This is a genomic window from Jiella sp. M17.18 (genome assembly GCF_041027365.1).
Classification (GTDB): domain Bacteria; phylum Pseudomonadota; class Alphaproteobacteria; order Rhizobiales; family Rhizobiaceae; genus VKMB-3413.
In genome coordinates this window covers 165,262-178,001 of record NZ_JBFTEH010000007.1, presented here as the reverse complement: position 1 = coordinate 178,001, position 12,740 = coordinate 165,262, and the positions used below count along the sequence as shown (strand labels likewise).

The window sequence follows — 12,740 nt, the reverse complement described above, 5'->3', positions numbered from 1 at the left end:
GAGATGTCTCATTTCCTCGACCGGCTGACCTTCTTCCGCAAGGAACAGGAGAGCTTCTCCGACGGCCACGGCATCGTCACCAACGAGGACCGTTCCTGGGAGGACGGCTACCGCAAGCGCTGGAGCCACGACAAGATCGTCCGCTCCACCCACGGAGTGAACTGCACCGGCTCGTGCTCCTGGAAGATCTACGTCAAGGGCGGGATCGTCACCTGGGAGACGCAGCAGACCGACTATCCGCGCACGCGGCCGGACCTTCCGAACCACGAGCCGCGCGGCTGCGCCCGCGGCGCCTCCTACAGCTGGTACCTCTATTCCGGCGCTCGGGTGAAATATCCGATGGTGCGCGGCCGGCTCCTGAAGCTCTGGCGCGAGGCGCGCCGGACGCTGCCGCCGGCCGCAGCCTGGGCCTCGATCGTCGAGGACCAGGAGAAGCGCCACTCCTACATCTCGATCCGTGGCCATGGCGGGCTCGTCCGCTCGACCTGGGACGAGGTGAACGAGATCGTCGCGGCCGCCAACGCCTATACCGCGAAGAAGCACGGCCCAGACCGGATCATCGGCTTCTCACCGATCCCGGCGATGTCGATGGTCTCCTACGCGGCCGGCTCGCGCTATCTTTCGCTGCTCGGCGGTACCTGCATGTCGTTCTACGACTGGTATTGCGACCTTCCGCCGGCCTCGCCCCAGACCTGGGGCGAGCAGACTGACGTGCCGGAATCGGCCGACTGGTACAATGCCGGCTTCCTGCTCGTCTGGGGCTCCAACGTGCCGCAGACCCGCACGCCGGACGCGCACTTCTACACCGAGGTCCGCTACAAGGGCACCAAGAGCGCCGTCGTCAGCCCGGACTATGCCGAGGCGACGAAATTCGCCGACATCTGGCTGAACCCGAAGCAGGGCACCGACGCGGCGCTGGCGCTGGCCATGGGCCACGTCATCCTGCGGGAGTACCATCTCGACCGGCAGGTCGGCTATTTCGACGACTATCTCAGGCGCTACTCCGACATGCCGTTCCTGGTGCGGCTCGTTGAGAAGAACGGCCGCACCGTGGCCGAGCGGATGCTGCGCGCCTCCGAGATCGCCGGCGGCCTCGGCGAGGCGAACAATCCGGAGTGGAAGACCGTCGCCATCGACGAGGCGACGGGCGAACTCGTCGCGCCGCGCGGCTCCATCGGCTACCGCTGGGGCGAGGATGCCAAGTGGAACCTCGAGGAGAAGGACGGCTCCGGCCGCGACATCCGCCTGAAGCTGACGCTGGCGGGCGAGGGGGCGGAGATCGCCGCGGTCGACTTCCCCTATTTCGGCGGCCGCGCGACCGAGCACTTCGTCGCCACCCAGCACGGCGAGGTTCTGACCCGCAACCTGCCGGTCCGTACCGTCCGGACCGCCGACGGAGAGACGATCCGCGTCGCCACCGTCTACGACCTGATGATGGCGAACTACGGCCTCGACCGCGGCTTCGGCGGCGAGAACGTCGCGACGAGCTATGACGACGACGTGCCGTTCACGCCGGCCTGGGCCGAGCGCATCACGGGCGTCAAGCGCGATGCCATCGTCACCGTGGCGCGGGAATTCGCTACCAATGCCGAGAAGACCAACGGCCGCTCCATGGTCATCCTCGGCGCCGGGCTGAACCACTGGTACCACATGGACATGAGCTACCGGGGGATCATCAATCTCCTGGTGTTCTGCGGCGCCATCGGCCAGTCGGGCGGGGGCTGGTCGCACTATGTCGGCCAGGAAAAGCTGCGCCCGCAGACCGGCTGGCTGCCGCTCGCCTTCGGGCTCGACTGGTCGCGCCCGCCGCGGCAGATGAATTCGACCTCGTTCTTCTACGCCCACACCGACCAGTGGCGCTACGAGACGCTGACGGCGGCCGAGATCGTCTCGCCGACGGCGCCGGAGGGCGACTGGAACGACAGCTTCATCGACTACAATGTGCGCGCCGAGCGCATGGGCTGGCTGCCGTCGGCCCCGCAGCTGAAGCAGAACCCGCTGACCATCGCGAAGAAGGCCAAGGAGGCCGGGCTGGAGCCGAAGGACTACGTCGCCCAGGCGCTGAAGTCCGGCGAAATGGAACTCTCCTGCCACGACCCGGACGATCCGGCGAACTGGCCGCGAAACATGTTCGTCTGGCGCTCCAATATCCTCGGCTCGTCGGGCAAGGGGCACGAATACTTCCTGCGTCACCTGCTCGGCACCACGAACGGCGTGCTGCAGCAGGACCTCGGCGACGCCGGGGCAGGGCAGTCGAAGGAGGTCGTCTGGCACGACAAGGCGCCGGAAGGAAAGCTCGACCTCCTGGTCACGCTCGACTTCCGCATGTCGACCACCTGCGTCTACTCCGACATCGTGCTCCCGACGGCCACCTGGTACGAGAAGAACGACCTCAACACCTCCGACATGCATCCCTTCATCCATCCGCTGTCGGCAGCGGTCGATCCTGCCTGGGAAGCGCGGTCGGACTGGGAGATCTACAAGGGCCTCGCCAGGACCTTCTCCGAGGTGGCGCCGGAAGTGCTGGGCGCCGAAACCGACGTCGTGCTCACGCCGATCCTGCACGACACGGCGGGTGAGATCGGCCAGGCCTTCGACGTCAAGGACTGGGCGCGCGGCGAGATCGATCCGATCCCCGGACGCACCATGCCGTCGGTCGCGGTCGTCGAGCGCGACTATCCGAACCTCTATGCGCGCTTCACGTCGCTGGGTCCGCTCCTCGACAAGGCCGGCAATGGCGGCAAGGGCATCTCCTGGAACACCGAGCACGAGGTGGCAGGCCTGGCGGCGCTGAACGGCGTTCAGCCGAGCGGGTCTGCGAAGGGCCGGCCGAAGATCGAGACGGACATCGACGCGGCGGAGGTGATCCTGTCGCTGGCGCCGGAGACCAATGGCGAGGTCGCGGTGAAGGCCTGGGAGGCGCTGTCGAAGGTGACCGGCCGCGAGCACGCCCATCTTGCCCTGCCGAAGGAAGACGAGAAGATCCGCTACCGGGACATCCAGGCCCAGCCGCGCAAGATCATCTCCTCGCCGACCTGGTCGGGCATCGAGAGCGAGACGGTCTGCTACAACGCCGGCTACACCAACGTCCACGAGCTGATTCCGTGGCGCACCCTGACCGGGCGCCAGCAGCTCTACCAGGACCATCTCTGGATGCGGGCGTTCGGCGAGGAACTCGTCACCTGGAAGCCGCCGGTCGACCTGAAGACCGTGCACACGGTCCGGGACGCGCGGCCGAACGGCCACAAGGAGATCACCCTCAACTTCATCACCCCGCACCAGAAGTGGGGCATCCACTCCACCTATTCCGACAACCTCCTGATGCTGACGCTGAACCGCGGCGGGCCGGTGGTCTGGATCTCTGAGAAGGACGCCCGCGAGGCCGGCATCGTCGACAACGACTGGGTTGAGGTCTTCAACGCCAACGGCGCGCTGACCGCCCGGGCGGTCGTCTCGCAGCGCATCAAGCAGGGCATGATGATGATGTATCACGCCCAGGAGAAGATCGTGAACGTGCCGGGGTCGGAACTCACCGGCAACCGGGGCGGCATCCACAACTCGGTCACCCGCACCGTCCTCAAACCCACCCACATGATCGGCGGCTACGCTCAGCTTTCCTACGGCTTCAACTACTACGGAACCGTGGGCGCGAACCGCGACGAGTTCATCGTCGTGCGCAAGATGGCGAACGTCGACTGGCTCGAAGACCCGCTGAACAGCGAAGCTCCCCTGGAGGCCGCAGAATGAAGATCCGCGCTCAGATCGCAATGGTGCTGAACCTCGACAAGTGTATCGGGTGTCACACCTGTTCGGTCACCTGCAAGAACGTCTGGACCAATCGCGAAGGCGTCGAATACGCCTGGTTCAACAATGTCGAGACCAAGCCTGGTGTCGGCTATCCCCGGCAGTGGGAGAACCAGGACAAGTGGAACGGCGGCTGGAGCCGCAAGGCGAACGGCAGGATCGAGCCGAGGATGGGCGCCAAGTGGCGCATCCTCGCCAACATCTTCGCCAATCCCGACCTGCCGGAGATCGACGACTATTACGAGCCGTTCACCTTCGACTACCAGCATCTGCACACGGCGAAGGAATCCAAGGCCTTCCCCACCGCGCGTCCGCGCTCGGCCGTCAGCGGCCAGCGGATGGAGAAGATCGAATGGGGGCCGAACTGGGAGGAGATCCTCGGCGGCGAGTTCGAGAAGCGTTCCGCCGACAAGAACTTCGAGGGCGTCCAGAAGGAGATCTACGGCGAGTTCGAGAACACCTTCATGATGTACCTGCCGCGGCTGTGCGAGCACTGCCTCAACCCGGCCTGCGCGGCGGTCTGTCCCTCCGGCGCGATCTACAAGCGCGAGGAGGACGGCATCGTCCTCATCGACCAGGACAAGTGCCGCGGCTGGCGCATGTGCGTCTCCGGCTGCCCGTACAAGAAGATCTACTACAACTGGTCCTCGGGCAAGTCGGAGAAGTGCATCTTCTGCTATCCGCGCATCGAGGCCGGCCAGCCGACCGTGTGCTCGGAGACCTGCGTCGGCCGCATCCGCTATCTCGGCGTCATCCTCTATGACGCCGACGGCATCGAGGCCGCGGCGAGCGCCCCGGACGAGAAGAGCCTCTACGAGGAGCAGCTGAAGCTCTTCCTCGACCCGAACGATCCGGCGGTCATCGCCCAAGCCCGGGCCGACGGCGTGCCGGACGCTTGGCTGGAGGCGGCGAAGCGCTCGCCGGTCTACAAGATGGCGATCGACTGGAAGATCGCCTTCCCGCTGCATCCCGAATACCGCACGCTGCCGATGGTCTGGTACGTGCCGCCGCTCTCGCCGATCCAGTCGGCCGCCGCCGCCGGCAAGATGGGCGTCGACGGCGAGATGCCGGACGTGCGTTCGCTGCGCATCCCGCTGCAATACCTCGCCAACCTCCTGACCGCCGGGGACGAGGAGCCGGTGGCGCTGGCGCTGGAGCGCATGCTCGCCATGCGCGGCTACATGCGGGCGAAGACGATCGACGGACGCCTCGACGAGGCGCTGGCGGGCCGCGTCGGTCTCACCGGCGAAACGATCGAGGAGATGTACCGCTATCTCGCGATCGCCAACTACGAGGACCGCTTCGTCATTCCGACGGCGCACCGCGAGTGGAACGAGGACAATTACGACCTTCGCGGCTCCTGCGGCTTCTCCTTCGGCAACGGCTGCTCCGGCGGCGCCACCGAGACCAACCTCTTCGGCACCAGGAAGCCGAAGAAGGCCTCCAACCCGATGGAGATCGCATGATGGCCGGCAACAACCCCGCCCGGACGTTCAAGGCGCTGTCGGCGCTCCTTTCCTATCCGTCGCTCGAATTGCAGGGGGCGGCGGGCGAGATCTACGCCGTCATCCGCTCGGAGGAACTGGTCGATCCGGCCATGCGCTACGGCCTCGAGCGGCTGCTGAACGAACTCGAAGACGGCGACCTCTTCGACCTGCAGGCCGCCTATGTCGATCTCTTCGACAAGACGCGGCGCCTGTCGCTGCATCTCTTCGAGCACATTCACGGTGAGAGCCGTGACCGCGGGCAGGCGATGGTCGACCTGATCGGCCATTACGAGGCCGGCGGCCTGATGATGACGGCCAGCGAGCTGCCGGACTACCTGCCGCTGTTCCTGGAGTTCCTGTCGACGCGGCCGCTGCCCGAGGCGCGGGCGCTGCTCGGCGAGACGGCGCACATCCTGGCGCTGCTGGAGGAGCGGCTGGCCGGGCGCGACAGCGCCTATGCCGCAATCTTCGCCGCGCTCCGCCAGCTGGCCGGGGAGGGCCATGCCGCCCCGCAAAGCCCGGAGCCGGAAGAGACGCTCGACGACCTCGCCGCGCTCGACGCGGCCTGGGAGGAGACCGCCGTCGGCTTCGGCCCCGGCGAGGCCCTCGACGGCTGCTCGTCCGACCGGCTGAAGACCCGCCTGCGCGCCGCCAGGCGCGACGTCACCCACAGCGCGGCCTGAGGAGAAGACCATGTCCGCGATCAACGACGCCCTTTTCGGCTGGTATCCCTATTTCGCCCTGACGGTGTTCCTGCTCGGCAGTCTCGTCCGCTTCGACCGCGAGCAGTACACCTGGAAGTCCAGCTCCTCGCAGCTTCTAAGAAAGAAGCAGCTGCGCTGGGGCTCCAACCTCTTCCACGTCGGCATCCTGACGATCTTCGTCGGCCATTTCTTCGGCCTCCTGACGCCGGTCTGGCTGCTCGACGCCATGCACATCTCGCACGGCTTCAAGCAGGTGCTGGCCATGGTCGTCGGCGGTCTCGCCGGCATCGCCTGCTTCATCGGCATCTCGCTGCTCGCGCACCGCCGGCTGTTCGACCCGCGCGTCCGCGCGACGTCGAGCTTCGCCGACACCGCGATCCTGCTGATCCTCTGGCTGCAGCTGACGCTCGGCCTGTCGACGATCTTCGTCTCGGCCCAGCACCTCGACGGCCACGAAATGGTGAAGTTCATGTACTGGGCGCAGGGCATCCTGACACTGCAGCCCTCGGCGGCGCACTTCGTCGCCGACGTGAGCCCGATCTTCAAGGCGCATCTGGTGCTCGGCATGACGATCTTCCTCGTCTTCCCGTTCACCCGCCTCGTGCACGTCTGGAGCGCGCCGGTCTGGTATCTCGGCCGCCCCGGCTATCAGGTCGTGCGCAGCCGGCGGCCGCATCTGAAGGGCAGCGCCGGCTTCCGTCCGGGCCGCTTCCCGGCGCCGGCCGCGAGGCCGCGCTCTCTCGACCCGATCCAGCAGCCCGCGGAGTAGAACCCATGGCCACTTTCGTCATCGATCATGCCGCCAAGGCGGCGGGCCATGCCCATCCGCACGAACACCGCCCGGCGAAGGTTTCGACGGAGCCCTCCGGGGAGCGGGTGGTAATCAGGCCGGTCAGCGTCAACGGCGTCGCCATCTCGCAGAAGGCGATCGCCGCGGAAGTCCAGAACTTCCCGGCGCGCAATCCGGGAGAAGGGTGGCGGGCGGCGACCCGCGCCCTCGTCGTGCGCGAACTGCTGCTGCAGGAGGCGCGTCGGCTTACCGTCGTGGCAGAACCGCAGACCGACGCGGACGGGCGCCGGGAGACCGAGGAGGACGCGCTGGTGCGCGGGCTCCTCGACCGGGCGCTGCAGCTTCCCGAGGCGGACGATGCGACGCTCCGGCGTTTCTACGACAACAACCTCCGACGCTTCCGCACGGCGCCGCTCTACGAGGCGGACCATATCCTGGTGGCGGCGCGGCGCTCGGAGCCGGACGCCTTCGCGGCCGCCCGCGAGAAGGCGGACAGCCTGTGGGCGGCGCTTCTCGACGAGCCGGAGCGCTTCGAGGATCTGGCAAGGAGCTGCTCGGACTGCCCCTCGGCCGGCGTCGGCGGCAGCCTCGGCCAGATCGCACCCGGCGACACGACGCCGGACTTCGAGGCGGCGCTCGTCGCCCTCGAGCCGGGCGATATCTCGTTGCCGGTCGAGACCCCCTACGGCGTCCACCTGATCCGGCTCAACCGGCGCATCGACGGACGGCAGCTCCCCTTCGAGGCCGTGCGCGAGCGCATCGCCGCCTATCTCGATGAGCATGTTCGCCGCCAGGCGAGCGCGCAGTACGTCTCGCTGCTCGTCGGCCGCGCCGACATCGTCGGCATCGCGCTCGACGGCGCCAGCTCGCCGCTGGTCCAGTAGGAGGAACCCGTCATGCTTGGAGACATGATCGCGGCTCTGGGCCGCCCTGACGTCGCTCTCGGGCTCGTCGCCGCGCTCGACGATGCCGATCTCGTCAGGCGCCTTGCGGCGGCAGCCGATGCCGCCGGAACGGCGCCCTCGGAGACCGTCCGCGGGGCGGTGCACGGCTTCGTCGACACGGCTTCGGACGACGACTGGATGCAGCTGATGGGCATCATGAACCGCGCCGGCGACCCGAGCCTTGCAGCGCTCAGAGCGATCCTCTCGCACCGGCTCCCCGAACTTCCGGAGCAGGCGGCATGAGCGCGACCTGCGGCCTCGTCGACCTGTTCGGCCGGCGTGTCAGCTATCTCCGGCTGTCGGTGACGGACCGCTGCGACCTGCGTTGCGTCTACTGCATGTCCGAGAACATGAGCTTTCTCCCGCGCAAGGAACTCCTGACGATCGAGGAGCTCGACCGCCTGGCTTCGGCCTTCGTCGCCCGGGGCGTGTCGAAGATCCGGATCACCGGCGGCGAGCCGCTGGTGCGCCGCGGCGTGATGGATCTCTTCGCCGGCCTCTCGCGACATCTTGCCAGCGGCGCGCTGAAGGAGCTGACACTCACCACCAACGGTACGCAGCTCGCGCGGCGCGCCGCGGACCTCGCGCGGCTCGGCGTGAGGCGCGTCAACGTCTCGCTGGATACGCTCGATGCCGAGCGTTACCGCGCGCTGACCCGGCGCGGCGCGCTCGGCCCCGTGATGGAAGGGCTCCAGGCGGCGCTGGCGGCCGGGCTGAAGGTCAAGCTCAACGCCGTCGCGCTGAGGGGCACGACGGAAGACGAGATCGACGACCTCATCGCCTTCGCCCACGGCCACGGCATGGACCTGACGCTGATCGAGACCATGCCGCTCGGCGACACCGGCGAGGACCGGACCGCCCAATACCTGCCGCTGACCGAGCTGCGCCGCCGCATCGAGACCCGCTGGACGCTGACCGACACGGTCGAGCGCAGCGGCGGACCGGCGCGCTATGTCCGGGTGGCGGAAACCGGCGGGCGCATCGGCTTCATCACGCCGATGACGCATACGTTCTGCGAGAGCTGCAACCGCGTGCGGGTCAGCGCCACCGGCGTCCTCTACACCTGCCTCGGCCAGGAGGACCGCATCGACCTGAAACCGGCGCTGCGCGGCTCGGAAGCCGACGGACGCCTGCATGCGGCGATCGACGCCGGCATTCGCGGGAAGCCCAGGGGCCACGACTTCGCGATCGGCCGCGGCGGCGCGCCAGGGCTCGTCCGCCACATGTCGGCGCTCGGCGGCTGACCCGCCTGCAAACTGCCGGAACCTGTCCGAAGGATCGAGACCGTGTCCATCGCCGACCACCACGATCACCGCGATCGTCTGTGTCGCCGGATGCGCCCGGGCTGTGCGGCCCGCGCGCGCCCGTCCTACCGCTTGTAGCCCTCGCTCGCCGTCAGGAGATCGCGGGTGTAGTCCGAGCGCACTTGGCGGTCGGCGAGCGAGGCCCGGTCGAGCGCCTCGACCGCCTCGCCGCCGCGCATGACGAGGAGGCGCTCGCACATGTGGTCGATCACCGCGAGGTCGTGGCTGACCATGATGAAGGTCAGGCTCCTCTCCTCGCGCAGCCGGGTGAGGAGGTTCAGGACTTCCGCCTGGATCGAGGCGTCGAGCGCCGAGGTCGGCTCGTCGAGGAGCAGGATTTCCGGCTCCACGATCAGCGCCCGGGCGATCGCGACGCGCTGGCGCTGGCCGCCCGAAAGCTGGTGCGGCAGGCGGAAGCGGAAGCGGGCGTCGAGCCCGACATCCTTCAGCGCCTGCACGACGCGGTCCTCGCGATCGGAAAAGCGATGGATCGCCAGCGGCTCGGACAGGACGCGGTCGATCGTGTGGCGCGGGTGCAGCGAACCGTAGGGGTCCTGGAAGACCATCTGGACGCGCCGGGCAAAAGCCTTGTCCCGCGGCTGGGGGATCGCCTGGCCGTCGATGCGGATGTCACCGCCGGAGACCGGCGCGAGGCCGCAGATGGCGCGAAGAACCGTCGACTTGCCGGAGCCGGACTCGCCGACGAGGCCGAAGGATTCCAGCGGCTCGACGGCGAAGCTGACGCTCTTCACCGCGGCGACGCGGCGCCGCCCCTGCGCGAAGGTCACCGAGAGATCGCTGACGGCGATCTTGGCCGGCGCGGTGCTTGCGACCCCACTCATGCCCAGGCCGCGTCCCTGTGCAGCACCGGGAGCGGCGCGCGCGAGCCGCCGACCTCCGGCAGGCAGTTCAGCAGCCCGCGCGTATAGGGATGCGTCGCCTCGTGGAGGCGCGCGGCGTCGATCTCCTCGACGATCCGGCCGAGATACATGACCAGCACCCGGTCGCAGAAGGTCGAGACGAGCCGCAGGTCGTGGCTGATGAAGATCAGCCCCATGCCGCGATCCTTCACCAGGTCGTCGAGGATGCGCAGCACCTCCAACTGCACTGTGACGTCCAGCGCCGAGGTCGGCTCGTCGGCGATGAGCAGGTCCGGGCGCGGAATCAGCATCATCGCGATCATCACGCGCTGGCCCATGCCGCCGGAGAGCTCGTGCGGATAGGCGGAAAAGACCCGCTCGGGATCGCGGATCTGCACGTCGGCGAGCATCTCCAGCGCCCGCGAGCGGGCCTCGCGCGTGGCGATGCGCTCGTGCACCTTCAGCGCTTCGGTCATCTGCCTGCCGACGCGCATCACCGGGTTAAGCGAATATTTCGGGTCCTGCATCACCATGGCGATCCGCCGCCCGCGCACCGTGCGCATCTGCCGCTCCGAGAGCGACTGCAGCTCGGTGCCGTCGAAGGCGAGGCGGTCCGCGACGGCAATGCCGGGCGGGCGGACCAGCCGGAGGATGGCGCGGCCGGTCATAGACTTGCCGGAGCCGGATTCGCCGACGATGCCGACGCGCTCGCGCCCGACCGTGAAGGAGACGCCGCGCACGGCTTCCGTCACGCCGCGATTGGTCTCGAAGCGGACCCGCAGGTTTTCGACGTCGAGGAGCGGGGCCGGGCTCATCGCTGCGCCCCGCGAGGGTCGAGCACGTCGCGCAGCGAATCGCCGAGGAGGTTGAAGCCGAGCGAGACCGCGAGGATGGCGAGGCCCGGCATGGTCGCGACCCACCACTGGCTGAGCAGGAACTGCCGGCCGGTGGAGATCATCGCGCCCCATTCGGCGAGCGGCGGCTGCGCCCCGAGGCCGAGGAAGCCGAGGCCCGCGGCGGTCAGGATGATGCCGGCCATGTCGAGCGTCACGCGGATGATCAGCGAGGACAGGCACATCGGCATGATGTGGCCGGTGATGATCCGCAGCGTCCCGGCGCCCTGCAGCCGTGCGGCGGCGATGTAGTCGGCTCGGCGCACGGTCAGCGTCTCGGCGCGGGCGACGCGGGCATAGGGCGGCCAGGCCGTCAGAGCGATGGCGAAGATCGCGTTGACGATGCCGGGCCCCAGCGCCGCGACGAAGGCGAGCGCGAGGATCAGCCGGGGGAAGGCGAGGAAGATGTCGGTGATGCGCATCAGCACGCGGTCCGTCCAGCCGCCGAGCGTGCCGGCGACGGTGCCGACGATCAGGCCGAAGACCGGCGCGGTGACCGCCACGAGGGCGACGACCTGCAGCGTCACGCGGGAGCCGAAGACGATGCGGCTCCAGATGTCGCGGCCGAGTTCGTCGGTGCCGAGGAGATGCCCCTGGAAACCGGGCGGCATCAGGCGGTTGGCGAGGTCCTGCTGGTTCGGCGGGTCGGTCGCGATCAGCGGCGCGAAGACCGCCATCAGGATCAGCGCCGCGATGATCAGGAGGCCGATCACCGCGAGCGGGTTTCGGACGAGGCTCCGCCAGGCGAACCAGAGATTGATCGCCCGCGCCTGGAAGCGCGAGCGCGGCGTGTCGGTGGTGAGCCAGGCGGAAAGGCCGCCGGCGCCGGACGGTGCGGGGACGTCGCTCATTGCGCCCTCGGATCGACGACTGTGTAGAGGAGGTCGGACAAGAGGTTCAGGACGATGAAGGAGACGCCGATCACCACCGTCCCGCCGAGCACGGCGTTGAGGTCGGCGGCGAACAGCGCCTGCGTGATGTAGAGGCCGAGGCCCGGCCAGGCGAAGACCGTCTCGGTCAGCACCGAGCCTTCGAGCAGCGAGGCGTAGGAGAGCGCGATCACCGTGATCAGCGGCACCATGGCATTGCCGAGCGCGTGCACCCAGACGACGCGGCGCTCCGGCACGCCCTTCACCCGGGCCGCCGTGACATATTCCTGGCCGAGCTGTTCCAGCATGAAGGAGCGCGTCATCCGCGAGATGTAGGCGAGCGAATAGTAGCCGAGCACGAAGACCGGCAAGGCGATGTGCCGCAGCGCGTTGAAGAAGACCTCCCAGGCCCCGGACAGCGCGGAATCGATCAGCACCGAGCCGGTCAAGACGGTGACGTCGAGCTCGTAGTTCATCTGCTGCGTGACGTCGAGGCGACCGGGTCCGGCCGCCCAGCCGAGGTCGCCGTAGAAGATCAGGAGCGCGATCAGCCCGAGCCAGAACACCGGCATGGAATAGCCGAGCAGGCCGACGACGCGCAGCACGTGATCCGGCCATCGTCCCTGGTTGACGGCCGAAACGACGCCGGCGGGCACGCCGAGGAGGACGCCGAGGATCGTCGCCAGCGTCGCGAGCTCCAGCGTCGCCGGGAAGGCGTCGCGGATGTCGTCGATCACCGGCCGCCCCGTGAGGTTCGAATTGCCGAAGTCGCCCTGGACGACGGCGGTCAGGTATTTGACGAACTGCACCGGGATCGGCTGGTCGAGCCCCAGTTCGTGGCGCGCCGCCTCGTACTGCTCCTGCGTCGCGCGCGGCCCGACCACGGCGAGAGCCGGGTCGACCGGCACCACCCGGGCGATGGTGAAGGTGACGAGCAGGAGGCCGAACAGCGTGATGATCAGGCTGAACAGCGTCTTGCCGAGACGGCCGGCGATGCGCGGCAGGAGCGACGTGCCGGCGACGGCGGATTCCTCCTCCGCCGTCGCCGGATCATGCGCATTCTCCGAAAGGCTCATCGCCGCCGC

11 protein-coding genes are annotated in these 12,740 nt (G+C 68.4%); 7 read left to right on the top strand and 4 right to left on the bottom strand.

Translation table 11 applies throughout. The features are described from left to right. Positions 1-3: 3 nt before the first annotated feature. From AB5S17_RS14645 to moaA, 7 genes are read left to right on the top strand one after another with little or no spacing between them, the layout of a single operon-like run. On the top strand, positions 4-3,747 hold the full coding sequence (locus AB5S17_RS14645) for a nitrate reductase subunit alpha (RefSeq protein WP_369240613.1): 3,744 nt from the start codon (positions 4-6) through the stop codon (positions 3,745-3,747). Beyond that, positions 3,744-5,270 (top strand): nitrate reductase subunit beta, encoded by a 1,527-nt coding sequence (gene narH, locus AB5S17_RS14640; RefSeq protein ID WP_369240611.1) that lies wholly within the window; start codon positions 3,744-3,746, stop codon positions 5,268-5,270. Before AB5S17_RS14645 ends, narH begins: the two co-directional genes overlap by 4 nt. Beyond that, positions 5,270-5,974 carry a nitrate reductase molybdenum cofactor assembly chaperone gene (narJ, locus tag AB5S17_RS14635; protein ID WP_369240609.1) on the top strand — a complete coding sequence of 235 codons (705 nt, stop codon included), beginning with the start codon at positions 5,270-5,272 and terminating at the stop codon, positions 5,972-5,974. The genes narH and narJ overlap by 1 nt, the downstream gene beginning before the upstream one ends. Before the next feature lie 10 nt (positions 5,975-5,984). Further along, the gene (gene narI, locus AB5S17_RS14630; protein WP_369240607.1) at positions 5,985-6,764 is read left to right on the top strand and encodes a respiratory nitrate reductase subunit gamma; all 780 of its coding nucleotides are present in this window, start codon (positions 5,985-5,987) and stop codon (positions 6,762-6,764) included. Between the two features lie 5 nt (positions 6,765-6,769). Next, positions 6,770-7,669 carry a peptidylprolyl isomerase gene (locus tag AB5S17_RS14625; RefSeq protein ID WP_369240605.1) on the top strand — a complete coding sequence of 300 codons (900 nt, stop codon included), beginning with the start codon at positions 6,770-6,772 and terminating at the stop codon, positions 7,667-7,669. Between the two features lie 12 nt (positions 7,670-7,681). Further along, a complete protein-coding gene (locus AB5S17_RS14620; protein WP_369240603.1) occupies positions 7,682-7,972 on the top strand; it encodes a hypothetical protein in 291 nt (96 codons plus the stop codon). Next, on the top strand, positions 7,969-8,973 hold the full coding sequence (moaA, locus tag AB5S17_RS14615) for a GTP 3',8-cyclase MoaA (RefSeq protein ID WP_369240601.1): 1,005 nt from the start codon (positions 7,969-7,971) through the stop codon (positions 8,971-8,973). The genes AB5S17_RS14620 and moaA overlap by 4 nt, the downstream gene beginning before the upstream one ends. Positions 8,974-9,098: 125 nt before the next feature. Here moaA and AB5S17_RS14610 read toward each other — a convergent pair whose 3' ends face one another. Genes AB5S17_RS14610 through AB5S17_RS14595 form a run of 4 tightly spaced genes read right to left on the bottom strand, consistent with a single transcriptional unit; the run spans position 9,099 to position 12,731 of the window. Then, on the bottom strand, positions 9,099-9,875 hold the full coding sequence (locus AB5S17_RS14610) for an ABC transporter ATP-binding protein (RefSeq protein ID WP_369240599.1): 777 nt from the start codon (positions 9,873-9,875) through the stop codon (positions 9,099-9,101). Further along, complete coding sequence (locus AB5S17_RS14605; RefSeq protein WP_369240597.1) at positions 9,872-10,708, bottom strand: ABC transporter ATP-binding protein; 837 nt, start codon at positions 10,706-10,708, stop codon at positions 9,872-9,874. Before AB5S17_RS14605 ends, AB5S17_RS14610 begins: the two co-directional genes overlap by 4 nt. Further along, entirely contained in the window at positions 10,705-11,637 is a 933-nt protein-coding gene (locus tag AB5S17_RS14600) for an ABC transporter permease (protein ID WP_369240595.1), read from the bottom strand. Before AB5S17_RS14600 ends, AB5S17_RS14605 begins: the two co-directional genes overlap by 4 nt. Beyond that, a complete protein-coding gene (locus AB5S17_RS14595) occupies positions 11,634-12,731 on the bottom strand; it encodes an ABC transporter permease (protein ID WP_369240593.1) in 1,098 nt (365 codons plus the stop codon). Before AB5S17_RS14595 ends, AB5S17_RS14600 begins: the two co-directional genes overlap by 4 nt. Positions 12,732-12,740: the final 9 nt, after the last annotated feature.

What these genes read in the sequence shown, in the direction of transcription:
- AB5S17_RS14645 (WP_369240613.1), top strand. Translation starts at nt 4, where the DNA reads ATGTCTCATTTCCTCGACCGGCTGACCTTCTTCCGCAAGGAACAGGAG.
- narI (WP_369240607.1), top strand. Translation starts at nt 5,985, where the DNA reads ATGTCCGCGATCAACGACGCCCTTTTCGGCTGGTATCCCTATTTCGCC.
- AB5S17_RS14610 (WP_369240599.1), bottom strand. Translation starts at nt 9,875, where the DNA reads ATGAGTGGGGTCGCAAGCACCGCGCCGGCCAAGATCGCCGTCAGCGAT.
- AB5S17_RS14605 (WP_369240597.1), bottom strand. Translation starts at nt 10,708, where the DNA reads ATGAGCCCGGCCCCGCTCCTCGACGTCGAAAACCTGCGGGTCCGCTTC.
- AB5S17_RS14625 (WP_369240605.1), top strand. Translation starts at nt 6,770, where the DNA reads ATGGCCACTTTCGTCATCGATCATGCCGCCAAGGCGGCGGGCCATGCC.
- AB5S17_RS14620 (WP_369240603.1), top strand. Translation starts at nt 7,682, where the DNA reads ATGCTTGGAGACATGATCGCGGCTCTGGGCCGCCCTGACGTCGCTCTC.
- AB5S17_RS14595 (WP_369240593.1), bottom strand. Translation starts at nt 12,731, where the DNA reads ATGAGCCTTTCGGAGAATGCGCATGATCCGGCGACGGCGGAGGAGGAA.
- AB5S17_RS14600 (WP_369240595.1), bottom strand. Translation starts at nt 11,637, where the DNA reads ATGAGCGACGTCCCCGCACCGTCCGGCGCCGGCGGCCTTTCCGCCTGG.
- moaA (WP_369240601.1), top strand. Translation starts at nt 7,969, where the DNA reads ATGAGCGCGACCTGCGGCCTCGTCGACCTGTTCGGCCGGCGTGTCAGC.
- narH (WP_369240611.1), top strand. Translation starts at nt 3,744, where the DNA reads ATGAAGATCCGCGCTCAGATCGCAATGGTGCTGAACCTCGACAAGTGT.
- narJ (WP_369240609.1), top strand. Translation starts at nt 5,270, where the DNA reads ATGGCCGGCAACAACCCCGCCCGGACGTTCAAGGCGCTGTCGGCGCTC.